This window comes from Rhodopirellula halodulae (assembly GCF_020966775.1).
Lineage (GTDB): Bacteria > Planctomycetota > Planctomycetia > Pirellulales > Pirellulaceae > Rhodopirellula > Rhodopirellula halodulae.
This window is the reverse complement of sequence record NZ_JAJKFV010000029.1, coordinates 220,311-244,694: the sequence shown is the minus strand read 5'-3', so window position 1 is coordinate 244,694 and position 24,384 is coordinate 220,311. Positions and strand designations below refer to the sequence as shown.

General features: G+C 56.9%; 18 protein-coding genes. 10 read left to right on the top strand and 8 right to left on the bottom strand.

What is annotated here, in order from left to right; all coding sequences use genetic code 11:
* Positions 1–6: 6 nt before the first annotated feature.
* On the top strand, positions 7–1,425 hold the full coding sequence (gene mgtE, locus LOC70_RS13940) for a magnesium transporter (protein WP_230254349.1): 1,419 nt from the start codon (positions 7–9) through the stop codon (positions 1,423–1,425).
* A 122-nt stretch (positions 1,426–1,547) separates the two neighbouring features.
* A complete protein-coding gene (locus tag LOC70_RS13935; protein WP_230254347.1) occupies positions 1,548–2,495 on the top strand; it encodes an IS1096 element passenger TnpR family protein in 948 nt (315 codons plus the stop codon).
* A 92-nt stretch (positions 2,496–2,587) separates the two neighbouring features.
* Here LOC70_RS13935 and LOC70_RS13930 read toward each other — a convergent pair whose 3' ends face one another.
* The 3 genes from LOC70_RS13930 to LOC70_RS13920 form a co-directional block, all read right to left on the bottom strand.
* On the bottom strand, positions 2,588–6,379 hold the full coding sequence (locus LOC70_RS13930; protein ID WP_230254339.1) for a DUF7133 domain-containing protein: 3,792 nt from the start codon (positions 6,377–6,379) through the stop codon (positions 2,588–2,590).
* Positions 6,380–6,502: 123 nt separating this feature from the next.
* Positions 6,503–7,006: a DUF2585 family protein gene (locus LOC70_RS13925; protein WP_230254332.1), complete on the bottom strand. Its 504-nt coding sequence runs from the start codon at positions 7,004–7,006 to the stop codon at positions 6,503–6,505.
* Between the two features lie 115 nt (positions 7,007–7,121).
* The gene (locus LOC70_RS13920; RefSeq protein ID WP_230254330.1) at positions 7,122–7,844 is read right to left on the bottom strand and encodes a hypothetical protein; all 723 of its coding nucleotides are present in this window, start codon (positions 7,842–7,844) and stop codon (positions 7,122–7,124) included.
* A 93-nt stretch (positions 7,845–7,937) separates the two neighbouring features.
* On the opposite strand from LOC70_RS13920, the gene LOC70_RS13915 reads away from it, so the two are divergent.
* From LOC70_RS13915 to LOC70_RS13890, 6 genes are all read left to right on the top strand, one after another.
* Positions 7,938–9,134, top strand: coding sequence for a Gfo/Idh/MocA family protein (locus LOC70_RS13915; protein WP_230254328.1), 1,197 nt, complete (start codon positions 7,938–7,940; stop codon positions 9,132–9,134).
* Between the two features lie 16 nt (positions 9,135–9,150).
* The gene (gene ispD, locus LOC70_RS13910; protein WP_230254314.1) at positions 9,151–9,885 is read left to right on the top strand and encodes a 2-C-methyl-D-erythritol 4-phosphate cytidylyltransferase; all 735 of its coding nucleotides are present in this window, start codon (positions 9,151–9,153) and stop codon (positions 9,883–9,885) included.
* Positions 9,882–11,180 (top strand): tyrosine--tRNA ligase, encoded by a 1,299-nt coding sequence (gene tyrS / locus LOC70_RS13905; protein ID WP_230254313.1) that lies wholly within the window; start codon positions 9,882–9,884, stop codon positions 11,178–11,180. Before ispD ends, tyrS begins: the two co-directional genes overlap by 4 nt.
* A 4-nt stretch (positions 11,181–11,184) precedes the next feature.
* Positions 11,185–12,999, top strand: coding sequence for an endo-1,4-beta-xylanase (locus LOC70_RS13900; protein WP_230254311.1), 1,815 nt, complete (start codon positions 11,185–11,187; stop codon positions 12,997–12,999).
* Positions 12,992–14,032 (top strand): class I SAM-dependent methyltransferase, encoded by a 1,041-nt coding sequence (locus tag LOC70_RS13895; protein ID WP_230254309.1) that lies wholly within the window; start codon positions 12,992–12,994, stop codon positions 14,030–14,032. The genes LOC70_RS13900 and LOC70_RS13895 overlap by 8 nt, the downstream gene beginning before the upstream one ends.
* 283 nt (positions 14,033–14,315) lie before the next feature.
* Positions 14,316–14,939, top strand: a complete 624-nt coding sequence (locus LOC70_RS13890; protein WP_315857298.1) for a hypothetical protein — start codon at positions 14,316–14,318, stop codon at positions 14,937–14,939.
* Positions 14,940–14,974: 35 nt separating this feature from the next.
* Here the strand turns inward: LOC70_RS13890 and LOC70_RS13885 are convergent, their stop codons facing one another.
* The 3 genes from LOC70_RS13885 to LOC70_RS13875 form a co-directional block, all read right to left on the bottom strand.
* Positions 14,975–15,670: a metallopeptidase gene (locus LOC70_RS13885; RefSeq protein WP_230254306.1), complete on the bottom strand. Its 696-nt coding sequence runs from the start codon at positions 15,668–15,670 to the stop codon at positions 14,975–14,977.
* Between the two features lie 52 nt (positions 15,671–15,722).
* Positions 15,723–17,453, bottom strand: a complete 1,731-nt coding sequence (locus LOC70_RS13880) for a redoxin domain-containing protein (RefSeq protein WP_230254298.1) — start codon at positions 17,451–17,453, stop codon at positions 15,723–15,725.
* 155 nt (positions 17,454–17,608) lie between these two features.
* Complete coding sequence (locus tag LOC70_RS13875; protein ID WP_230254296.1) at positions 17,609–18,595, bottom strand: SDR family NAD(P)-dependent oxidoreductase; 987 nt, start codon at positions 18,593–18,595, stop codon at positions 17,609–17,611.
* Between the two features lie 98 nt (positions 18,596–18,693).
* On the opposite strand from LOC70_RS13875, the gene wecB reads away from it, so the two are divergent.
* Positions 18,694–19,863, top strand: coding sequence for a non-hydrolyzing UDP-N-acetylglucosamine 2-epimerase (gene wecB / locus LOC70_RS13870; protein ID WP_230254288.1), 1,170 nt, complete (start codon positions 18,694–18,696; stop codon positions 19,861–19,863).
* On the opposite strand, the gene LOC70_RS13865 is transcribed toward wecB, so the two are convergent.
* Together LOC70_RS13865 and LOC70_RS13860 are read right to left on the bottom strand one after the other, a co-directional pair.
* On the bottom strand, positions 19,827–21,278 hold the full coding sequence (locus LOC70_RS13865) for a hypothetical protein (RefSeq protein WP_230254286.1): 1,452 nt from the start codon (positions 21,276–21,278) through the stop codon (positions 19,827–19,829). The genes wecB and LOC70_RS13865 overlap by 37 nt on opposite strands.
* A 206-nt stretch (positions 21,279–21,484) precedes the next feature.
* Positions 21,485–22,465, bottom strand: a complete 981-nt coding sequence (locus tag LOC70_RS13860) for a DUF1559 domain-containing protein (protein ID WP_230254279.1) — start codon at positions 22,463–22,465, stop codon at positions 21,485–21,487.
* A gap of 409 nt (positions 22,466–22,874) precedes the next feature.
* On the opposite strand from LOC70_RS13860, the gene LOC70_RS13855 reads away from it, so the two are divergent.
* Positions 22,875–24,326: a hypothetical protein gene (locus tag LOC70_RS13855; protein WP_230254277.1), complete on the top strand. Its 1,452-nt coding sequence runs from the start codon at positions 22,875–22,877 to the stop codon at positions 24,324–24,326.
* The last annotated feature ends 58 nt before the right edge of the window (positions 24,327–24,384 follow it).

The window sequence follows — 24,384 nt, the reverse complement described above, 5'->3', positions numbered from 1 at the left end:
GCACCTGTGAATGCACCTGAACTGAATGCGCCAGAAACCACCTCGGTTGCCAACCTCGACAAACCGCAAGACGAAGCGGATTGGCGTCCTTGGGAACGACTGGCTGAATTGGTGGATTCAGGCGATGGCGAGGGACTGGAGGACTATCTCTCGAATCTGTCGGCCAGCGATCAAGCGTTGTCGTTGAGCCGTCTCGATGAAGAGCATCACACGGCGGTGCTGACTCTGCTGCCCGCGGAAGAAGCCGCCGAGGTTCTGCGACACCTCAGCGAAACCCAAGCTGCAGAATTGGTGGATGGGCTGGAAGCCGCCGACGCTGCGGCCATCGTCCACGAGATGTCCAGCGACGAACAGGCCGACTTGCTGGGTGACTTGGATGACGAACATGCCGAATCCATTTTGCAAGCGTTGCCGCCCGAGGAAGCCGCCTCGGTTCGCGAACTTGCCGCCTACAGTGACGACCAGGCCGGTGGTCTGCTGGTGCGCGAGATCCTACGTTTCAACCAAAAGAGCTTGGTTCACGAGGTCATCACCACGCTTTCGGAGAACGCCGAAGAGTTTCGTGACTACGACGTCCAATACGCTTATCTGACCGACGACGACGGTAAACTGGTCGGAGTGTTGCCGATGCGGAATTTGTTGTTCGCTCGCCGAACCGATCCCGTCGCGGACATCATGATCCTGGATCCGCTGTCGATCACCGCCAGCATGCCACTGGATGAACTACGCGACTTCTTCGATGCCCATCATTTCTTGGGCGTGCCCGTGGTCGACGACCAAAACAAACTTTTGGGCGTCGTTCACCGAAACGCCGTCGACTATGAATCGACCCGTGCGGCCGAAAGCGACTTCCTGAAGAGCCAAGGGATCATCGGCGAAGAACTACGCACGATGCCTTTGTGGCTGCGATCGCGACGGCGTCTGAGTTGGCTCAGCATCAACATTTTGCTCAACATTGGTGCCGCGGCCGTGATCGCGGTGTTCCAAGAAACACTCTCTCAAGTCATCGCGTTGGCGGTGTTCCTGCCGATCATCAGCGACATGAGTGGCTGCAGTGGCAACCAAGCCGTCGCGGTCAGCATGCGAGAACTTTCACTCGGTTTGGTGCGTCCCACCGAGATGCTGCTGGTTTGGATGAAAGAAGTCAGCGTGGGTCTGATCAACGGCACCGTGCTGGGCTTGCTAGTCGCCATTGTCGCGGTGATTTGGAATGGCAACCCGTACCTGGGACTGGTGGTCGGATTCGCTTTGTGCGCCAACACGCTGATCGCCGTCTCCATCGGTGGAACCGTGCCCTTGTTGCTGAAGCGTTTTGGGTTCGACCCTGCCGTGGCCAGTGGCCCCTTGCTCACCACCGTCACCGACATGTGCGGTTTCTTCTTGGTGCTAGGCATGGCAACTGTCCTGCTCGAGCGACTGGTCTAAAATCTCAACCATCAAGTGGATCGGAACAGGAACACACGTCACCGCTGCATTGGCGACCAGAAGTTCGTCAGTGAAACCATTTGAATGACACACCTTGATCTCTCAAATCTCGCGAGTTCACCATGCCCAACCAGCCAACCAAGACTCAAGCGAGATACCTATCGTTCATCCATGCCTATACCGAAGCGGCGGGCGAACCGCCTTCAATGCAAGATGTGGCGGATGCATTGGAGGTCTCCACGGCCTCGGTTAGCGGCATGTTCAAGACGCTCGAAAAGAATGGTCTGATTGAGCGAAAGGACGGTGAAGCTAGATCCGTTGAAGTACTGGTGAATCCGGCTTCACTTCCCAAATGGAGGAAAGCGATACACGTCAGCTTGCAATTTTGGACACCGAAAGACGCTCCCCAAACACTCATCGACCAACGAGCGGATGAAATCATCGCAAGACGCAAAACGGAGCGACGCCGAGCCAAAAATTTGGCCAAGTGGAAAGAGCGCATGACGTCCGACATCTATCGTTTCAAAATCACATTGATTCATTCGACTCCGACGATTTGGCGGCAGATCGAAACGACGGACGTGGACATGGAAACATTCCATTCACATATCCAAACCGCGATGGGTTGGACCAATTCGCACCTGCACCAGTTCAAGATCAAGGATCGAACGTATTGTTCTTCCAAGTTTTTGGAGTACGACGACGGCAACAGCGAAGCCTACGACAATATGCTGATCAGCGACTTGGTGCGTCAGTTCGGCAACAAGCTCAAACTACGCTACGAATACGACTTCGGCGACGGTTGGGAGCATGAGATCAAGCTAGAAAAAATTCTCCGCGACAACCGCGAACCGCGTGAGACATTCCCCCGCTGCACGGCAGGGGAACATGCCTGTCCGCCCGAAGATTGCGGTGGCGTGTGGGGATACATCAATCTGCTTGATGCCCTCGCTGATCCAAACCACAAACAACACGAGGACATGATGGAATGGATCGGACCGGTCGACCCTTACGAGTTTGACCTTGCCGAGAGAACCAGCGCGATGCGGATTGGACTGCCGAGTTGGTAGGCAATCTAGGTTCAACCGCTGGATGCAGCGACCATTGGCATGGTCGATGCACCCAACCTCTCAGACGTCAATGCAATTCCGAGTGACGTCGATCACTCAGGACGGGTCGCGACTTGGACGCGTCGCGACTCGTTCAGGAAAGCCATCAAGTCCGTGATATCTTGCAGCGACAGTTCGTCGAGCAAGCCACTGGGCATGATGCTGGAACGGCTTGGTTGAATCAGGTCCACTTCGGCTTCCGACAGCGTGGTGACTTGATTGTTCGCATCGCGAATTTGCAGCTCGCTCCCAGCTTTGCTGACCATGCCCACATAAACCTCACCGTCCAACGTCAACACTTTCTTGCTGGCGTATTGGTCACTGACGACATGGGATGGATACAAAATGGACTCCATGATCTCACGTTTGGTGAAGCGTCGAGCAACGCTGGTCAGATCTGGTCCGATCACAGTGCCTTGATTGCCAGCCCGGTGGCAGCTCGCACATTGAGCCCGTGCAAACACCTCGGCTCCGGCATGTGCGTCGCCCGCTTCGCCTTCTTTGCTTTCCAAGTGAGTCATCAACTGCTCGAAGTCCCAGCGAGACTCGTCTTCGCGAGGCAATTCGGCTACTGGACGGTCGGGGAATGTCTTCGCATACCAACGCTGCCATGGCGCCATGGACCGCTTCACGCCTTCCGGACGCTGCATGCCGGTCCAGTGTTCCAGCAAACGTTCCACGGGCTCAAAGTTGGTCCCTTCTTTCTCCGCACGCAGCCCCATCAGCACGAGCGAACGCAAAGCCATTGGATCGTCCGTTGCGATGGGCACACCCTGAAGCCGCGTCACGACTTCATTGGCGGCTGGACCATCCAATACGTTCAAGCTGCGGACCAAGTAATCCCAATTCTCTCCATCAGGATTCTGAGCGAGCGCCATGGCCACCACGGCCCGGCGTTGCGGTTCGGTTCGCCAGATTTTTCGCAGGTGGGCCGCGGAGGCATCGTCCGATGAGGAAGCCAACATCGCGATGATGCCTGTTCGCAAACGACGGTGCACGTCGTCGACTTTCGTTTCTTCGCTGAGCTCGTCATCCAAGGTTCGTAGTTTTTCCGCCGTGGCCTCGTCGATCGGACGCTTCAGTTGGAACAATGCACCCAAGGCCGAGTTGCGCCAACGACTGCCTTCGTCCAAGATCGCTTGGATGTCATCTTCGGAAAGGTGACGAGCAAAATCGCGGGTCACTCCCACCATGTACATCGGCAGAGAGCCTTCGCTGTCGCGAGCCGCCACGCCTTCGTAGAACTTCAGCAACGCGAATCGTTCACGAGCCGACCATTGACGATCGATTCGTTGCAAACACATCGCCACCAAAACACGATCCATCTCCGGCGCATCGCTTTCCAAATACTCGATGGCACGAGGAACGAGCGATTCCCCCTGCAGGTAACTCGCCAAACGAATCAATTCATGATTCATTCGCGAATCGCCGGCTGGGAACTCTTCGGCAATTTGACGTGACAACCATGGCACGTCATTGGCCTTGATTTGACATCGGTGAAGCGTCACCTGGCACAACCGCAGCATATCGACGAAATCTTTGTCGCTGAGAAAGCCCTTCATCATGTTGCTGGAACGCTTCAGAACCAACAGTCCTGTGGCTTTGTTCGTGTCCGCCGCGACCAACGCCAACATCCCGACCAATGCGGTGCGAGTGTCCTCGTGCAAGATGACGGTTTCTTTCCATTTGACCGCTGGGATCCGCTGCAGAACCTGACGAGCCACGTAGGCCAGCGTGCGGTCTTCGTCAGCGAGCAATGCGATCAATGGTTGTGGATCTTCAGGGATTTGGCCACTTCGCAACATCGCCTCGCATACTGCACGGCGGACACGCAAATCGCTATCGCCAAGCATTTCTTCCAAACGAGCCTTGGCCCGCGACGATGGATTCAGACCAAGTTGAATGGCCGCGCGACGACGCACAGGTTCACTTTCTGTTTTGGAGAGTTCGATCAGCAAATCATCGCTGGGAACCGGGCCATACATCTGCATCAAGTTCATCGCGCGGATGCGATACGACGGTGGGTTTTCATCGCTGTAGGCGACACCGGCCAGTTGTTGATCCCAGTCTGCTCCCAACTCACGTCGGATCGCAGCGATGCTTTGTCGCGCCCAAGCGGAATCCAACTGAGGCTGGCGAACGGCGGCGGCAATGCCACTGCCGAGTTGCTTCATGGCGTCAGGGATTTTTCCTTGATAGACGACGCGATAAACACCTCCGGCCGTGCCTCGACCTCCGGTGCAGAAATACAACGCACCATCCGGGCCGACGGCCAAGTCGGTGACGTTCAACGGCTGCCCTTTCAAGAACACTTCGCTGTCAGCTTGGTATCCACTGCCGGATGGCTTCAGACGTACATTCAAGATGCGTCCTTCGGACCAATCCGCCATGAACAGGCTGTTGTGATAGCGGACCGGGAACATGTGGTGTTCGTAGCATTCGATTCCCGTCGGGCTACCACGACCGGTGTCCAGCACGTTTGGCAAACGATCCAGGTAATACTCGGGCCATTTCGCCCAACCGGTTCGCCAACCGAATTCGCCGGCTTCCGTCACGTCCATCAACGCGGTGGGACGGTACCAGGGCGTTTCCACATCGGCTTCCATGTCAGCGTCGTGGATGAACAGATTGCCTTCCGGATGGAACACCAAGTCATAAGCGTTGCGGAAACCACCTGCGATTCGCTCAATCACCTTGCCTTCGATATCGGTTCGGATGACCGTGCCTCCGGGAGCCCGAACGCCTCGACCGTGCCCGCCCGGATCTTCATAGCGAGGCAGCAAATCGCCTTCATAGATATCTTGCAGAGTTTCACCGTTGCCGGTCTTGCCAACCGGTTTGACGTAGCTGCCAACCGAGACATAGATCATTCCGTCGGGTCCCAAACGCAAACCGTGAGGCCCGTGTTCCCCGCCATCACCGCTGAATTTCACCACGGTTTTGACCGTTTCGAGTTTTCCGTCGCGATTGTTGTCGATCAGTCGATACAGGGCGGATCCGTCGGGTCCGTTGCCGGTGACAAAGACTTCGCCATTGAGCGGCAGAATACCCTGCACGGATTCGACTTCGTCGCAGTAAGTCGCGACCTCTTCGGGGATACCGTCTTCGTCTTGGTCCGTCACGATCAACAACGGGCCGGCTTCTTGCGAAAGCAAAACATGGCCGAATTCGTCAAAGGCCATCGCGATGACCGAGCCGACCTGCTCATCGTTGATCAAACGTTGAACGCCGAAACCACGCTGGATTTGAAAACGTTCAGAATTCTCTTTCGCGGTTTCGACCGCCACGCTGGGTTCGCGGTCCCACGGAGCGGTTTCGCCCAGCCGCCCGAAGACCGATGCGGGTTGCCATCCACCGTCGTTGTAAGCGGCTGTGTTCCAAAGGGGCACTTCTTGCAGGTTGGTTTTCCAACTGTCATCGGTGCTGAATGTGAACCACTTGTCACCGGTTTCGGGACGAATGGAAACACGAGCCACCAAAGCCGCGGTGTTGCCTTGTTGATTTTGCACCCGAACAGCGACGACGTTGCGTCCCGGTTCGAGATAGTCGCTGATGTTGAACTCCTGCATCTGCCGGTAAGACTCGCCTTCACCGACTTTGCGTCCGTTGACGTGCACTTCGTAGGCGTCGTCGGCCGCGATTTCGACGATCGCTTCGCCGCGATGCCGCAGGTTCAGCGACTTGCGAAACCAGCATGTTTCGCCGTTTGGGATCGATTGGTCGGCTGCCGTGCCCGATGCCCAAATCCATTCCGCCTCCGCGGCGAAGGATCGGGTATCCCAACCTACAAACCAAGCACCGACGACAAGCGTCAACGCGATCAAATGGAATCGTCCAGCAGACATCCTGATTCAGCCTTCCGTGGCGTGGAGTCAGTCTTATTCGGTGAAATCCAGCGTCCTACACGCTGATTTCCAAACATTCACGCTCCCCAATACCACCCGGGCGAGGTCCGACGCAAGATCGAATCACCCCGTCTGCCACTGCTGAATCGCGGGGATCGGCGTGACCAGCATCACAATGTTCAACAGCAAACTGTCCCGAATCGTGACCAGCATCAGAACCTCCGTGGCCAACAGCAAACCGATCGATGCCTTCCAGGAATAATGCGTGGCGAACAAAAAACCGAGCGTGCAGGCGACCACGTCCGTGATCGAGTTGGCGATGGAATCACCGGTGTAGCCGACCGCCATGGTCGACTCGCGGTAGCGCTGAATGATGAGGGGTGAGTTTTCCAAGATCTCCCATCCCACCTCCAACAACACCGCGATCACAAATCGAGTCGAGGAATCCCACCGCGGCACCAACCGGAGTGCGAAACAAAACAGCACCCCGTGCAGCACGTGCGAAAAGAAGTACGGATCAATCAGGTGCTGGGAATTGTGGGAGGTCCAAATGTCCCACGACCAGGGAACCCACGAACCGCATTCACACCAAAATCGCCGCCCCATCGCCGACAGCAAAATCGCCATGGCAACAATCAGGCCCAACGACCACCAAGCCGCCCACCGACGGCCGGTTCGCCCAGACGCTTGCACGCCAGATTCGAGATTGCCCGACCGATTCAAAACAACGTTCGCTCAGCAATCAACGCAGGTTATCGCGATCAACAATCGGGTTGGCCGTGCCTTGTCCGATCAAGACCAACAAACCTTGCTGAGGACGATTGGCATTCATGGCCTGAGCGTTGAAAGGAACACCGTAGCAAGCGTAATTGCCGGACGAAGTGTCCAAAATATAAATCACGGAGCGGCCGACCGGGTTGCTACTGCTGCGAGGAAAATCAGCCACGCCGGTGGCCATGATGTAGCTGCCGCCTTTGCCGTCGGTTCCCAGCGAGTCCGCCACGTTCACTGTGAATGTTGCCATGAAACGACCGGCTCGCGGGTACATGACGCTGCACTGCAACAGCCCCGAATTGTGGTCCAAAACAAACAATCCGTCGGCTTGGTCGCTGACGGGACCGGTTGCCAGAGAGAACTTCTCACTGCTGACGGCCGCGGTTGCGTTGGCGACGGGCAAGTTTTCCCAGTTGGCCAATTCGCCAGAAACTCCATTCTGACCAGACAGTTGGTCAGCAATCGCCGCTTGCAAGGCCGAACCGTGGCGAGCTTCCGAGGCAACGCCGGCGAAGTAAACCGCCGTTCCCACCGCGGCCAAAGTCACTCCCAACATGCCCGCCATCCATCCGCGGCCCCCACAGCATCGCGTTGATTCGGCTGGAACGACGGCCAACGAGGTGGGATCTGCAATGTCTTTCATGAATCGTTTCTCAGCAAACGTTCGAGGGAAGGGAACAATGGAGTTCATTCAGCCTGTGATTGTACGCACCGGCCGGGAACTTTACGATTGGAATCTCGTTTCCTAGCCCGGCACTTTCCCCGTTTCTCGCGAAAAATCATCATGTCGCTCAATGCTCCCCTGAATCGAAAACTCCGCATGGGAATCGTCGGCGGAGGCCTGGGATCATTCATTGGCCGCGTCCACACCGTTGCCGCTGGACTGGACAACCGCAGTGAATTGGTCGCGGGTGCTTTCTCAAGCAACCCCGAACGTAGCCGCCAATCCGCACCGGGTTACGGAGTGGATGAATCGCGAGCTTACGGCAGCTACGAAGCCATGTTGGACGCCGAATCGCGTCTGCCAGAAGATCAACGCATCGACTTTGTCAGCGTCACCACGCCCAATCACACGCACTTTGAAATCGCCAAGGCCGCTGTCGAAGCCGGCTTCAACGTGGTCTGCGACAAACCCATGACGTTCGACTTGGATCAAGCCGAACAATTGCTGAAGACGGTTGAAAACTCCGATGTCGTCTTCGCTCTGACACACAACTACACCGGTTACCCGTTGGTTCGCCAAGCTCGCGAAATGATCCTGGGCGGCGAATTGGGCGAGATCAACGCGATCCGAGCCCAATACATCCAAGGCTGGCTCCGCGACAAGCTGGAAGACGATGAGCAGAAGCAAGCTTCCTGGCGAACCGACCCATCCAAAAGCGGTGCTGCGGGTGCCTTCGGAGACATCGCCACGCACGCTTATAACCTCGGTCGATTCATGACCGGCGTGTTGCCAGAAACGGTCAGTTGCAGCCTGAAGTCGTTCGTCGAAGGTCGCAAACTGGACGACTATGGCACCGCTGTGATTCGCTACGACAACGGTGCACTGGGAACCGTGACCGCATCGCAGATCAGCCACGGTCGCGAAAACGATGTGGAAATCGAGATCGATGGCACCAAGGGTTCGCTGAAATGGCGACAAGAAAACCCGAATGAGCTGATCTTCCGCCAGAACGGAAAACCACATCAGATCTACACTCGCGACCCGAACGCTCCTTACACCCACCCGATCGCGGCCGCTTCGTGCCGCTTGCCATCGGGCCACCCGGAAGCGTTCTTCGAGGCATTCGCCAACGTCTACGCGGCGGCGTTCGACGACATGGCCAAACGTGCCGAAGGTGAAACGATCGATCGTGCCAAGTCGCTTTACCCTAGCGTTCACGACGGCGTGGAAGGCATGTACTTCATCCAACAGTGCGTCGCCAGCAGCCAAGACAATGCGGCTTGGTTGCCACTGAAGCACCCCGTCGCTCGCGTTTAATCGGCGTCGCTCATCGATGACACGCTCGGGATCCATCGCCGTGATCATGCCCGCCGCCGGCAGCGGGCAACGCTTCGGCAGCCAATCCAACAAGCTCTTTGCGACCTTGGACGGCAAACCGCTCTGGCAACACGCGGTGGATCGCTTTGAAGTGCGAGGCGATGTTGGACTGCTGGTTCTCGCTGTCTCCGCCGACGACGAAGCGATTTTTCGCGAACAGATCAGCGAGCTGAACTGCAACCTGCCCATCCGATTGGTCCGCGGCGGTGCGACTCGCAGCGAAAGCGTTCAAGCCGGCTTGGACGAAGTACTTCGTTTTACAAACGAACCTGGCGACCGGGCGAAACCTCCCACCATCGACCGAGTCGCCATCCACGACGCTGCTCGCCCACTCGTCCGGCAAAGCGATTTGGATCGCGTCTTTGCCGAAGCCGCCTCATCCGGGGCGGCGTTGTTGGTGGCCCCCGTCTCCGGCACGTTGAAACGAGACACCGGATCGGGCAGCCAAACCGTTGACCGGCGAAACATGTACGTCGCGCTGACCCCCCAGGTTTTCGCGATCGACGTCATTCGTCAAGCTTATGCACGGGACCGTGGACGCATGGCGACTGACGACGCGCAGTTGGTCGAGCGAACCGGACACCCCGTTCAACTTGTCACAGGTTCTGCTGACAATTTGAAAATCACCTACCCCGAAGACCTCCGCATCGCGGAGGCCATCCTGAACGAGTGCCGAAGCGAATTCGTATGACCTCCTCGACCGCCACCAATCCCCTGATTGAAGATCTCCGTTGGCGTGGTTTGCTGAATCAAACCACCGATGAAAACGGCATCGCCGAATTGCTCAACTCCGGCCCGCAAACGATCTACATCGGGTTTGACCCGACGGCGACCTCGCTGCACGTCGGCGGGATGATGCAGTTGATGATGCTGCGTCGCTTCCAACGTGCAGGACATAATCCGATCGCTTTGGTCGGTGGCGCAACGGGCATGATTGGCGACCCCAGCGGCAAAAGCGAAGAACGCAACTTGCTCTCGGCCGATCAACTGCAAAAGAACGTCGAAGGTGTCGCCGCCCAAATGCGTCACTTCTTGGACTTCGAAGGCGACCACGCGGCAAAACTGCTGAACAACTTCGACTGGATGAAGGATTACTCCTACCTCGAATTCCTTCGTGACGTTGGCAAGAACTTTCCCGTCGGTGCAATGATGGGCAAAGAATCCGTTCGCAGTCGCTTGGAAAGCGAAGCGGGTTTGAGCTACACCGAATTCAGCTACATGCTGCTGCAGGCCTACGACTTCGTGAACCTGGCCAAGACCCATGATTGCCGCATTCAAGCCGGAGGCAGCGACCAATGGGGCAACATCACCGCCGGAATCGATTTGGGCCGCCGCATGCTGGGCAAGCAATTGTTCGGCATCACCGCGCCGCTGCTGACAACCAGCGACGGTCGCAAGATGGGCAAAACCGAATCGGGTGCGGTGTGGTTGGATCCAGAACGAACCAGCCCCTACGCGTTCTACCAGTACTGGGTCAACGTCGCCGATGACGACGTGATGCGTTGCCTCGCGTACCTGACCGAAATCGAACGATCGGAATACGAGGAACTGGAAGAAACGACCAAGAACGACCCGGGACGTCGAACGGCTCAAAAACGTTTGGCCCAGTGGTTGACTGAATTGGTCCACGGAGAAAGTGGATTGCAATCGGCTAAGCGCGCCACCGAAATCCTATTCGGCGGCGAGCTTGGCGACACCACGGACGATCAACTTCGCGAGATCTTTGCGGATGTTCCGTCTTGCGATGTTCCACGATCGGCTCTCGAAGGCGAAGGCCTTTGGATCGTCGAAGCCTTGCAAACTGCGAAGCTTTGCAACAGCGGCGGCGATGCCCGACGGTCTCTGTCGGAAGGTGGCGTCTACGTCAACAACAATCGCGTGGAAGACGTGCAGAAACGATTGACCGAAGACGATCTCGACGGACGCACCGTGTTTGTGCTGCGTCGAGGCAAACGCAAATATGCGTTGCTAAAGATTCAAGGCTGAACTGATGAATCGTGAGCAAGCGACGTTCGTGGGCTGCGCCGCGGTGAGTTTGCTCGCGATCGCTCTGTCGTTTTCGTTGGTCTTGGCTTCATGTGCCTTCGCACAAACACCCAACGCAACCAATCCCGACCAACCCGCCACCGGAACCACAATCGTTCCGATGGCGGGTTTTCGTTTGGACGTTCGTCCCGGTGCCGGCGGTCTGCGTCGCAATGGAAACCTGGTCGTCGTCGACTCGCCCGTCGCGCAAGAGGAAGCCTGGGCGTTGCAGATTCAGTGCCCGCCGATTGATGCAACCGTTGCCAAAGAAGACGCCTTCTGCGTTTCGTTTGATGCCCGCGCATTGCCACCGACCGACGGCAACGGCACGCTGCACGTTTCGATGGCGGTCAACGATCCGTGGGATGCCATTGACGAAAAAAACGGCTTTCGAACCTTCGATGTCCCACCGACTTGGCATCCGTTTCGGGTTTGCTTTCGAGCCAAGCAGAATTACGCCGCCAAACGTGTGTACGCCTCCATCCAGTGCGCGGCGAAGGCTCAACGAATCGAGATTCGTGACTTGCAATTGATCGCGTTTGGCAACGTTCCCGAGGCCAGTCTGCCCTTCACCAAGCTTCTCTACCCTGGCGAGAACGAGGACGCTTGGCGCGCGGAAGCGGAACGCAGCATCGAACGTCATCGCAAACGAAACCTCACTGTTCGAGTCATGGACGCGACCGGCAAGCCGATCCCAAATGCTCGAGTGCGAATCCAACAGCAACGTCAAGCTTACGCGTTCGGAACGTTCGTCGGTGATACCCCCATTCAAGCCGGTAAGGATGCGGAAAAATTTCGCCAGCAAACCACGCGATGGTTCAACCGAGTCACCGTGCCACGTTATTGGGCCGATTGGGGAACCGACCGTCCGTCTGGTGTGGTTCGAGCGGACTCCATCGCTCAGTGGGCCAGTGAAGAAGAACTGGAGCTCAAGACCCACGTGCTGCTCTACCCACAATTCATTCCCGATCGAGTCAAACAACTCTCCAATCAACCCACGCGATTTCGCGAGGAACTCGAGTCGGCGCTGGACTCAGCTCTCGAGCGTACGAGTGAAATGCCAATCGCTGTTTGGGATGGGCTGAACGAACTTCGTGATGTGTCTCTGGTCGGCGACGTTCTAGGCGAAGACTACTACGCTGATGTGTTCCAACGCGGCCAAAACGCCCAGCCCAACGCCAGATGGTTCATCAATGAATACGGACTGATGACCGGCGGAGTGAAGCGTGACGAGTTTCTGCAAACTTACCTGCAACAGATCCAATCGATCCTCGATCGGGGCGGCCCCATCGAAGGCATCGGCCTGCAGTGCCATTTTCAATCCGACTTGATTTCGATGCCGGACGCCTGGAAAGTCCTCAACGAGCTTTCGCGTTTTCAATTGCCGATTGAGATCACCGAGTTCGATGTCGACACGCGCGACGAGGCCACTCAAGCCCAATTCACTCGCGATTTTTTAACGCTCGTGTTCGCCCATCCCGTCACGACAGGATTCACGACGTGGGGTTTTTGGGAAGGCGACATGTGGCGCCCCAACGGTGCCATGATCCGTACGGACTGGAGTCTCAAACCCAATGCGGCAGTTTGGGAGGAGATGATCTTTGACAAATGGTGGACCGACCAAACCATTCAAACGGACAATGATGGAACGGCGATGGCACGAGTCTTCCTTGGCACCCATCGCGTGGAAGCCGAAACGCAAAACGTCGTCCGGTTTCAAACCATCCACGTCGACTCCGACGATACAGTGACGCTTCAAATCGGAGTCGACCATGAGTGATCTGCCGCCGCTTCCTTCGGAAAAATTGTTGCTGGACCAACTGGACGAGTTGGTTCGCACCTCGCCGACCGCCGCATTGGTTATGTCACCCGGTCGCGGTCAAATCGCCAACGCCTTGGCGGACCGGATCGCGGATGGCAACGTTGTCAGTTGGTTCGTGGATTCTCATCGGGCTGAATTGGCAAACGAAATTGCCGACGACGCCGTCCAGGTGGTCTGCCAGCCTGACTTGCCTGACGAGGTCATTGACCTGGCCGTGTTGCCGGTATTGAAAAACGGCGAAGCAGAAATGAATCGAGATCTGATTCATCAAGCTTGGAAACGACTGAAGGTCGGCGGCGAGTTGTGGGCCGCAGTGAACGCCGCACAAGACGCTTGGTTGCTATCGCAGTTGCAAGTGTTGGGTTCCAAGGTTCGTTGTCACGATCAACCGGGCGGCCGCGTGTATGGCGTTCGAAAAACGTCCGACCGATTCAAACAAAAGACCTTCGATGCCGAGTTCACTCATCGAGTGGACGAACGCGTTATCTCCGTTCATTCGCGACCGTCGGTCTTTTCACATCGTTCCGTCGACCGCGCCGCGGCGGTGATGATACGCAACGTTGCCGTTCCGAAGGGCTCCGTCGTGCTGGAACTTGGTTGCGGAAATGGCGCCGTCGCGATGGCGGCGGCTTTGCGATCGGAAACCGGGCATGCATACGCGGTCGACTGCAACACTCGCGCGGTGCAGTGCGTTCAGCGTGCGACGGAGCAGAATGGAATCAACAACCTGACAGCCATCGTGAACCATGACGGTCGACTGCCTGACCTGCCACCGTGCGATCTCGTTCTGCTCAATCCGCCCTATTACGGTGACTTTCAAATCGCCGAACACTTCCTCGTTGCAGCCGGAATCTATCTGCGTCCCGGCGGCGAAGCTTATGTCGTGACCAAGCAAACGCAGCGTTACCTCGAATACGACTGGTCACCATTGAACCTCATCGATCGCACTTCCGCTCAGTCGTACGATCTCTTGAAATTCAAAAAGGACTGAGACCCGCTCGCGTGATTGGCCCGTCGCTGAGAGCGGACCAGCCGGCGAGTCCTATGTCGGCAAGCGTTTTAAAAACTGGTGACGCCCGCATTTTCTGCGCAAAGTCCTGTTCCATCCGGGCTCATTGAATGGGTGATCCCATTTTCGCTGCTTTTTGGAACCGCCCATCATGAGCTCCATCGAATCTTTTTCCGAAGACACCCTCTCTCGCGATGACATGCTGGCGTCTGGTGCAGACAGACATCAAATCCCGCTGACTGTCAAACTCGCGTTCACCGGTTTCATGATGGTTCTGGTGCCCTATTACTGGCACGAATACGGAGCAACCAATTTCCTATACTTCTGCGACGTCGCTCTCTTCCTCGCCCTCGCCGCAACATGGACTGAGCGTTCGATATTTGCTTCGATGGCCGCGGTCGGAATCCTGATCCCGCAAGCCCTTTGGCAGGTCGATTTCCTGGGACAGCTCGTCGGACTTCCCGTGACCGGAATGACGGATTACATGTTTGATTCGGGGATTTCGCTCTTCGCCCGTGGCCTATCCTTCTTCCACTTCTGGCTGCCCATTCTGCTGGTGTATTTCGTATGGCGTCTGGGTTACGACCGTCGAGCCTTTGCGGGATGGTCCATCCTTGCCTGCGGTTTGATGTTGGTTTGCTACTTCTTGCTACCCGCGGCCGGAGCGGAACTCGACTATCCCAATCAACCTCAAAACGTGAACTACGTTTTCGGGATGGACGACTCACAGCCTCAATCATGGATGCCGTCATGGGCTTGGCTGGGTGTGATGCTCGCGGGTTTGCCAACGTTGATCTACTTCCCGACTCACCTAGCTTTGAAGAAGTTCATGCCAAACGCCTGCGACGAGAATGCTGCTCGTCTGGCCGACGACCACGAGGGTTCCTGACTCCAGAGTGAACGTTCAACGGAGCCCGAGCGAATTCATCTCGTAGGTTTTTCACCCCACAAACGGCCGAGCAACTCATGAAGTTCAGGATCATGTGTCTTGAGCTCGGCTCGCACAAACGGAAAGAAGTCGTTGCGATAGAAGTAGGCTTCCGTCCCCTCGGCAAAATACTCGCGTGGATTGTTCAGCCCGTAGTGGCGAACGGTTCGACCGGTGTGCGAGAGAACCTGTTCATAGTTTTTGGCCGACTCAGCCGCCTCGAACGCCGCAATGACTTCCGGGTGATTGAACCCGAGGAACTGATCGTGATAGGCGTGGGCAAGCTCATGCAAAATCACCGCTGGATGTTTCAACATTTGTTCCTTGGAAAGCAACTGATCCGCGTGAGGCACATGCACCTTCTTGGTCAATCGCTCATCGTGCCCGTTGGCAATCAACCACCCACGGCCGGGGTGATACTGCATCGCAGCCAAAGATGGATGCTCTTTCTCGATCCAAATTTCAACTTGCCGAAGCTTCTGCAGCGTCTTCGGCGGCACCAGAATTTCAATGCGCTGCAGATGGTTCGCCAACATGGTCAACGACCGGTGATCTTCGTCTCTGCCCTCGCCTGCTAGCAGCACTGGGTCCACGTGAACCGTCCAACCTTCGATGCGACGGACCACAGGATCAAACCGTGGTTCCGGTTGTGATTTCGGCTCGTCCCCCAGGACGCTTGAACAAAGCGTCAACGCGGCAAAACCGGCGACCCAGCCGTGCAATCGCCGCCCTACCCTCTTCCCATCAATCCGCATCCACATAATCCATGAATCCAATCATCATCTCGTCCCAGCTTTGCTCTCCCCATCCGACGGTTTTGGACGGGTCAGGATTACTGAGATTGTATTCAGAATTGTCGAAAACGGCGCGGCAATGAATCGAGGTGCCTTTGGGAATCAATCGTGGCTCTTTCAAGATGTACTTGATCTGCCAATTGAAATCGTACCGAGGGACATCCAACAAGATTTCCTCTGTTCCATCGGGAAATCTCGCGACATAGCGAAATGCTTTGCCACGCAAATGCATGTGGGGCGTCATGCTCAACAGTTTCTTGTCCGAGTTGACACCTTTCGAGGCCGTCACCACGTGGTTGGCCTCGCCGGGCGGAATTCTAAATCTCGTGTTGATCGCGACCGCACCTTTCAGCTCCTTCGCGACGTTTTCACGTTGAGTGAACTTCACACCGATGTAGGACAAGTCATCCTGGACCGTCCCGTTGGGTGTGTAGTGCATCTCAAACAACAGCTTGCTGCCAGCTTGAACATGAATCGCGATCCCATCGTTCAGCTCCAACGGAGTGCTTCCGGGTGCGTACCCCACCAACACTTTTTGCAGATCGACTCGCTTGCCGTTGGGCGGAATCACAAACACCAAAATGTGGTGCACCACCGATCGGTTCTGAGGCCGAGCTTCGCAGGCCACTACAAATTTGTCTTCCGTCCACCCCGGGTCCACCACAAATCGCTGGTAATCCAGAACCCCTTCCGCTGGAACCGTGAAAGGTTTGTCTCGCATTTGAATGACTTGGTCGGGTTCACCGATTTGCCAACCGGCGGTGAACTTCGGTAGCTCTGGCAGGTCATTCGGATCGCCTTCTGGCATACCGCCGTCCACCCATTGCTCGATCAACGATCGTTCTTCAGCGGACAATCTGGCGTCGTTGGCAAACTCTCCGTGATCCGGGTTGGCTGACCAAGGCGGCATACGGTTGTCATCGATGACCTCCAAGATCGTGTCTTCCCAACCAAGGACATCCTCGTAGCTTGTCAGAGTGAACGGAGCAATCTCACCTTCGCGATGGCAACTGACACAACGTGCATGGAAGATCGGCGCAATGTGTTTTGAGAAAGTCACCTCGCCTGTCTCGGCGATCTTTTTCACCCGGCCGATGTGGCACCCAACGGCTTCGGTTTGTGGTTGGGCGATTTGATCTCCTGATAACAACGCCTCCACGGCAATCGCCAAATCCGAGTGCGTTTTCTTGTCGCGTGAGTAGCCGACTCCATATTGATCATCGATCCGTCCATGATAGCGAACCACACGGTCCGCATCGACCAAAAACACCTCGGGTGTTCGTTGGGCTCCCATCGCATCGGCAACGACATTGCCTTTGTCTTTCAGCATCGGAAACGTGATTTCGTGACGATGCACATAGGCGGCCACTTCGGTCAGGCTATCTTGCTTATTCGAATTGACGCCGATGACCTGCAAACCACCCTCGCCGAATTTAGCCTGCAAGTCGTTCAGTCGCGGACCGTAGAGTTTGGCCAGCGGGCATTCCGTCCCCAGGAACACGATGGCCACGCACTTGCGATCAGTGAAATCGTCCAGCGAAACCTCTTTGCCGTAAGCGTTGGGCAAAGCGAATGATTGGACCTTCTGGCCAATGACAGACTCCGCCGCGTTGCTGGCATTACACGAAAGACAGCCAAATGACAGGCACGCCAGCAAAACACAGATCAACCGAAGACGCATCGTGAACCTCTCTCAAACAGAACCAAACCGCTCCATATCTTGACTGAAACGGCAGATGCCTGTCACCGGCACTTCCGTGTCGAATTGTACGGGTCAGCGATGATGGGCCCTGGATTCGATCGAATCCAGCTACGATTGAACGGCCGAGTCGCCTTTCAGGGCAACGTCAGCTCACTGGACCAAGGTTGATTCTGACGATACCAATCGACCGAAGCGGCCAACCCTTCGTCCAATTCGACCTTGGGTGTCCAACCGATCAGCTCATTCGCCTTTTGGATGTCCGCGGAGGTGATCTTGATATCCGCTTTGTGGAAGGTCTTGTGTTCGACCTTCGCTTTCTTGCCGAGCAAGTTTTCCAATCGCCCGATGATGTCGTTGAGCGACACCGGAGTCCCACCACCACCAAGGTTGATGACTTCATAGCCGACTGGTTTCAATGCCGCGATGGTTCCCGCCGCGATGTCCGAGACATAGGTGAAGTCCCGAGCCTGTTCACCATCGCCAAACAATTCGATTGGCGTTCCTTCGTCGATCCATTTGATGAACCGGAAGATGCACATATCGGGTCGGCCGGCGGGTCCATACACGGTGAAGTAACGACAAACCGAAACGTCGATGTCGTACAGGTGATGATACGAATACGCCATCGCCTCCGCCGCTTTCTTGCTGGCGGCATAGGGCGAGATTGGTGTGTTGACCGGCAACGTCTCCACGAACGGCATGGGCTGGCCCGCATACAATGAGGACGTTGACGCAAGCACGTACTTCTTCACGCCGGTCCGCTGCATTTGATCGAGCAGATTCAAACTGCCCATCGCGTTGGTGGTCATGTAGACGTGCGGGTTTTCCATGCTGTAACGCACTCCCGCCCGAGCCGCCAAATTCAGCACCGCATCGAATGAATTTTCGTCGAAGATTTTCTGCAACGTGGCTTGATCTTCGATGTCACCTCGAACGAAGGTGAATGCGTCCTGGGTCAATTTCTCCAGCCGATGCTGTTTCAGACGCACATCGTAGTAGTCGTTGACATTGTCGATGCCAACAACACGATGCCCCGCCTCCAACAACTGAGCCGCGACCTCATTCGCGATGAAGCCAGCACATCCGGTAACAAGATAGGTTTTGCTGGTGGAATCCGTCATCGCATCCAGGTGTGAAGTTGAGTGATGGGCAGTGAGAAGATTCAAACTATAGTGGGCCGCGAAAACCGCTCCCGTGAAGTTGCACCGCAGTTTAGTTCATGAATCGCCCGAAAATAGCCGTCTTCTTTGGGACACGTCCCGAAGCCATCAAAGTCGCACCGGTCATCAAAAAGCTCGCTCAGGACGACCGTTTTGAGCTGCTCTCCGTCTCGACGGGCCAGCACCGCGAAATGCTGGACCAAGTCATCGACATCTTCGATTTGCCGGTCCATCACGATTTGGGCGTGATGACCCCCGGACAAACCTTGGCGGGGCTGTCGTCCAAACTGATCGCGTCCATCGACCAAATTCTCGAAACTGAAAAACCCGATTTCGCACTCGTCCAAGGCGACACGACCACGGTGTTGATGGCATCCCTGGCTTGTTTCTACCGCCGCATTTCGACCGGCCACATCGAAGCCGGTTTGCGAACGGGCAACCTGGCCAGTCCCTTCCCCGAAGAAGCCAATCGAGTGTTGGCCAGTCCCATCAGCACATTGCATTTCGCCCCCACCGAAGTCAGCCAAGCCAACTTGCTTCGTGAGCACATCGACGCATCGAAAATTCACGTGACGGGCAACACGGTCATCGACGCTTTGCATCTGGAAGTCCAGCAGCAAACCGATCCCGCCGTTGCCGCGAAAATTGACGAGGAACTTTCGTCCGTGTTGCCGGCTGATTGGCGTGAGCGACGATTTGTGTTGATCACGGGGCACCGACGCGAAAACTTTGGCGGTGGATTTGAAGAGATCTGCCAAGCGATTTCAGAACTGGCCGAACGCTTCCCCGACGTTCGATTTGTCTATCCAGTTCACCTCAACCCCAATGTCTCCGGCCCCGTGAAAGCCGCCTTGGGTCAATTCGAAAATGTGCTGTTGCTGCCTCCGCAATCGTACCGACCATTCGTCGCGTTGATGCAAGCGTGCGAATTGGTGCTGACCGATTCAGGCGGGGTTCAGGAAGAGGCACCGGGTCTCGGAAAACCCGTGCTCGTCATGCGAGACACAACCGAACGCCCCGAAGGCGTGGATGCCGGAACGGTTCGGCTCGTCGGTCCTGTCCGACAAAACATCGTTCGCGGCGTCAGCGAATTGCTGAGTGACCGAGCGGCCTACGACCGGATGGCACGCGCGACCAATCCGTACGGTGACGGGACCGCATCGGAAAAGATCCTCGATGCGATCGCCGACCACTACGGCTGCAACACCTTGGCCAACGCGGCCTCGTAGGACCGCTGCAGTTGCTCATAGTCGCTTTGGATTTTCGCGGGCACATCGACGCCCGCGGAATCATCCGCCAGCGCTGCTAAAACATTGCCGACGGAACTGGCGTTGATCCGCCGCTCCGTCAGCAGCACCGTCTGGTCGGAATCAATCAGTGCGATCCCGCCCGGTCCCAAACGCAACAACCCGAATGCGTCACGCAAGGAACGATCGCTCATCACGGTCACGGCTCCGGTCCACGCCTTGGCTAGCTCTCGTTGCAGTGACTCATCCGCCGTGGTCGCAGCCCAATGAACTCCGGCCAGATTTGCTTGACGAGCCCGCATCACCGCCGAAGCAATCCAATGCGGCTCGCGAATATTTGCGTCCTCATCTTCTGACAGTCGGAACAGCACGACTCGCGAATTGTCACCGGTGCCGGTCAAGGTACGCATCGTGTCGTTGGGCATCCGTCGTCCCAACAGACTGGACGGTGGCGGTGGCGGCACGGGTACAAACTGCGTCACTCGCTGAGCACGAAACGGCGGTTGAAAATCAAACTCAAACGCATCTTCTTCATTGGCCGGCGGAGCGAAACTGGCTTCGCGAAACTCCAACGTCAACGAACTTCGAGATCGATCCAGCCCATCCACGGGAGGCAACGGCAGCTCCACACGCCGGATCACGCTGGCCGTTGGATCGATCCAGAACACATAAGACTTGCCTTCGGTTTGCGCCGCGATGCGGCGCATTTTCTGTCCCGCAAAGACATCGTCCTCCAACCACTTCAATTCCGCCGATGGTTCAAAGATCCCGGACATGGGATCTCCCGCGAACAACCATTCCAACTGTGGCGGCGGTCCCGCGAGCCCCGCGGACAATTTGCTTCGCAGCACCTCATCCCGCATCACGCGATCCAAGTCGATCCGTTGCGACTTGGGTTTCTGCCATCGATCCACCAGCATTTGCGAATCAAAGTGTCGCGTCTCCGGCTCATCAAACCAAGCGTTCAATTCAACCGGCCCGGAATCTTGGCTCGCATCCACCCGCATTCGCACCGAGTAAGCCTGGACATCCAATTGCTTCCCCGTCCAACGCACGCGGAACGGAGCACGTTGCGTTTGGTTCCCGCCAGCCAACAATTCCGCCACCATCGGATCTGCGGGTGGAGTCGCCATCGACGAATCCGCTGGCACGATCCGCAACACGACTTCGCTGGAGTCGCGATAGAAGGAACTGCCGCGATAGCGAGCAAAGATTTGACGCAACCGATCGCGGGGCTCGCCGCGGGCGATCACAAACTGCTGCGACGACGAGGCATCCCCCTCGCCGCTGGATGAACTGGACGACGAACAACCCGCGAGGCCAGCGACCAAGACGAGCGTTGATGCCGCTCGAACCAACCAAGCCACACCGCTGCGTTTCGCGAAAATTCGATTCAAGGGGCTAGGCTTTCGTTTCGCTCAACGAGTCCATTCGTACGGCTTTGCATAGCAGTTTTTTTTCGGCCGCTGATCGACCGCATTTGCGACAGACATACTCCGCATGGCGAATTTGCTGGGCCAGCAATGGCAAGGCGTCCGCAAGGGTCGATTTGTCCCATTTGCAAATCGACTTTTTGGGCAGTTTGGATTGAGTCAAATCTGGCTCAGTGCTCGTAGGTCGGTATTTCGCGACCGTCGATGGAGGCGGACGCACGGTGAATCTCAATGTCTTGAGTGTACGTCAACATTTTCACCGATCCATCCGCCATCGCCGCATTCCACCCGGCCGGATGGGCACTGCCAAAGTCATGACAGGACAGACAATTGTCGGGCTGATCCAACGAAGGCTGCCGGGCGGCAAAGCGAACATACGAGTGCGATGTGGTGCCAATCCCCGTGTATCCAGCCAGCGGCGCCCGGTCGCCGAAACAGTCCCCGGTCGTGTACCTCAGCGAATCCATCGCCTTCTCACCGATCAAATACGTGTTGCTCAGTCCATCCAGCAATCGAGCCAATGGTGTTCGGCCCCCCAGACGCCACACACCTTCGTCCTCATGGTGAATGACTCGTTCGTCTGTTTCGCTGATCGTCGCCGAACCTCCACACATCGCGTAATCCGTGCGTCCGCCGGATTCGCCGTAACGACTGCGGTACGGTTCCAGCAACGGATAGGCATCGGCATCACGACGAGTCGGACAATGGAACGTTGCGACGGCCGCCTGCACGTGCATTTGGACTCGGTCAGTGGGCGAAACCAACGGGGCGGCCCCGATTTTCGCCAGCGGAGGTGCCAAATTGGCCTGCTCCATCTGCTTCATCGCTTGGACCATCCAATTCCCACCGTTGAATCGGGCGTCAAATTGGCGACCGCTCGGAAAAGCCACCAGGAACGGCGGGACTTCACCGGAGTATCCCGGCAATTCGCGAAACATCGATTCGTAATTCTGGCATGCCAACGCAATTTGCCGGATGCGGTTGCGACACTTGGTCTGGCGGGCCGCCTCACGGATGCTTTGCACAGCGGGCAAGAGCAACGCGATTAGGATCCCAATGATGGCGATCACCACCAACAACTCGACCAGGGTGAATCCACGCTTTGTACATCCACGATGCTCGACGCTGCTTTTTCCCCCGTGCCACGTCATCACGGTCAAACCTCATCGTTTGGAAGGGCTGGAAAGAGTTCTCCCAGAGAATCTGCCAAGTTCGTAGACCAGCTTCTGACACCCGCGGACGCCATCAAAGGCTTCATTCTTCCACCCGCTGCAGAAATTCGCCGGGCTAGCCGATGATCGTGAGCCATCAACCGTGCCGATTATGCCGGTCGTTTTTCCAATAGCGATCACGCGTGTTCCGAGCCTTGATTCCACCCGATGGCGGCGGCTCCTGGTTCAGACGGCCCATCGGGCAAGTCGATACGCCCCTTAGGTCTTGCTCTTGCGATGGCATTTTCTCGGTGGACCCTGCCGAACACACCGCCATCAACCGCGAGTTGGACATCGGGAATTCAAGGATGAATCCCCTAGGAACGCTCGAGCTGCGATGGATCGCAACATGATACGACGTGAAATGACGGACCGGGACTGCGCCGATCGTCTTCGGAACGCGCGATGCCATCGTGCGTTCGAAGGCGTCCGAGCCGCTCGGTTTGTTCAGCTTCGTCGGGCATGCTTGGCCGGCCTGATCGCTCTCACCTCAGCAACGCCATTGCTGGGGGACGACAACCGCAGCTCATCTAGCGAGACGAGTCAGCGCCGAGTTTGGCAGCCTCGACCACTCGCGTTGCCACCAACGTCAAATGCGCAACCCGCGTGGTCGCCACCCAAACCAGATCCTGTCGCGGCCACACCGCCCCCGGTCACGATCATCATGACCGCTCCGGCGCCGGCGGAAGACCCCACACCCGTCCGACGCCGAGTCGCATCGCAAGCACAAACCAACGCGACCGAATCGATTGGTATGGCTCCGCGTGAGCCCTCGCGTCCAATGCCCGTTTCGGATCCAATCAACCATCACGCGAGGACATCCGAACTCGCCCAGTCCGCGGTCGGCGAACTTCGCAGTGCCCACTTCGCCGCGAGACGCGGGGCGTTTCATACCGCGAAAGAATCCGCAACCCAGACTCTTCGCATCATCGCATCGCTTCGAGATTCGCAAACCGGCGGCAACTTGCACACGTCCCAGTTGCAAGAAGCCATCACCGCGATTCGTGAATCGACGGACTTCACGGGACGCTACGGACCGGTCGATGAAGCCGCGCTTCGCCGTCTGATCGAAGTCCACCAAACGCCGGTGTTGCACAACGTTGACACCTCGTCGCTGACTGCGGAACGTGCGATTGAGTCTTACTTGAATTACGCAAGGCAACTTTGGGTGGAAGCCACCGCGGGAGGCCCCTTGGCCGCGGAAGCCACCATGATCTTGGCGGATTTAGAATCGACCAACACGGCAACCAGCCCCAACGCATCGGCCACTGAAGCCCGCTCACGATTGCACGCATCGGAATTGGCGCTGATGTACCGCCGTGCCGCAGTGGAGATTGGTCCCGACAACCCGCAGGCCACCGCCGATCTCGGCCGCAGCTTGCTGCACCGGTCCATGCCAGCCATTGCGAAAGAACTGTTGCTGCTGAGCGTGCAACAAAAACCCACGCGACAAAACGTCGAGGACCTCAAACGGGCAGCTCAACAATCCGGCGACGTGCAACTGGCGTCCGAATGCGAACATCGATTGGCAACCACCAATCTGCCGATCGATCTACCCATTCAAGTCCTTTCGCCCACCGACTTCGCCAGAACGAACCAACAAGTTGCAACTCGCCCCGCAACACGGCAACCAAGCTCCATCAACCGTCAACCAGCCTCTGCACCGGAGCATGGGTTCCGCGAGCCAGCTCGCAACACACCGCAAACTTACTCGGCACCGATGCAATCTCGCATCGTTGACCCGACTGTTCCTTCGCCAGAATCTCGCACCGCGAATTCGCGGCCCAATTTGTTTTGGTGAGACCAGTGTTGCAAGCGAACACCGTCCCTCCGTCCTTCACGGCCCTTTGTCCTTCACG

Bases quoted from the DNA above. Each gene is read 5' to 3' on its own strand.
- LOC70_RS13935 (WP_230254347.1), top strand. From the start codon at position 1,548: ATGCCCAACCAGCCAACCAAGACTCAAGCGAGATACCTATCGTTCATC.
- LOC70_RS13930 (WP_230254339.1), bottom strand. From the start codon at position 6,379: ATGTCTGCTGGACGATTCCATTTGATCGCGTTGACGCTTGTCGTCGGT.
- LOC70_RS13925 (WP_230254332.1), bottom strand. From the start codon at position 7,006: ATGGCGATTTTGCTGTCGGCGATGGGGCGGCGATTTTGGTGTGAATGC.
- LOC70_RS13920 (WP_230254330.1), bottom strand. From the start codon at position 7,844: ATGAACTCCATTGTTCCCTTCCCTCGAACGTTTGCTGAGAAACGATTC.
- LOC70_RS13915 (WP_230254328.1), top strand. From the start codon at position 7,938: ATGTCGCTCAATGCTCCCCTGAATCGAAAACTCCGCATGGGAATCGTC.
- ispD (WP_230254314.1), top strand. From the start codon at position 9,151: ATGACACGCTCGGGATCCATCGCCGTGATCATGCCCGCCGCCGGCAGC.
- tyrS (WP_230254313.1), top strand. From the start codon at position 9,882: ATGACCTCCTCGACCGCCACCAATCCCCTGATTGAAGATCTCCGTTGG.
- LOC70_RS13900 (WP_230254311.1), top strand. From the start codon at position 11,185: ATGAATCGTGAGCAAGCGACGTTCGTGGGCTGCGCCGCGGTGAGTTTG.
- LOC70_RS13895 (WP_230254309.1), top strand. From the start codon at position 12,992: ATGAGTGATCTGCCGCCGCTTCCTTCGGAAAAATTGTTGCTGGACCAA.
- LOC70_RS13890 (WP_315857298.1), top strand. From the start codon at position 14,316: ATGATGGTTCTGGTGCCCTATTACTGGCACGAATACGGAGCAACCAAT.
- LOC70_RS13880 (WP_230254298.1), bottom strand. From the start codon at position 17,453: ATGCGTCTTCGGTTGATCTGTGTTTTGCTGGCGTGCCTGTCATTTGGC.
- LOC70_RS13875 (WP_230254296.1), bottom strand. From the start codon at position 18,595: ATGACGGATTCCACCAGCAAAACCTATCTTGTTACCGGATGTGCTGGC.
- wecB (WP_230254288.1), top strand. From the start codon at position 18,694: ATGAATCGCCCGAAAATAGCCGTCTTCTTTGGGACACGTCCCGAAGCC.
- LOC70_RS13860 (WP_230254279.1), bottom strand. From the start codon at position 22,465: ATGACGTGGCACGGGGGAAAAAGCAGCGTCGAGCATCGTGGATGTACA.
- LOC70_RS13855 (WP_230254277.1), top strand. From the start codon at position 22,875: ATGATACGACGTGAAATGACGGACCGGGACTGCGCCGATCGTCTTCGG.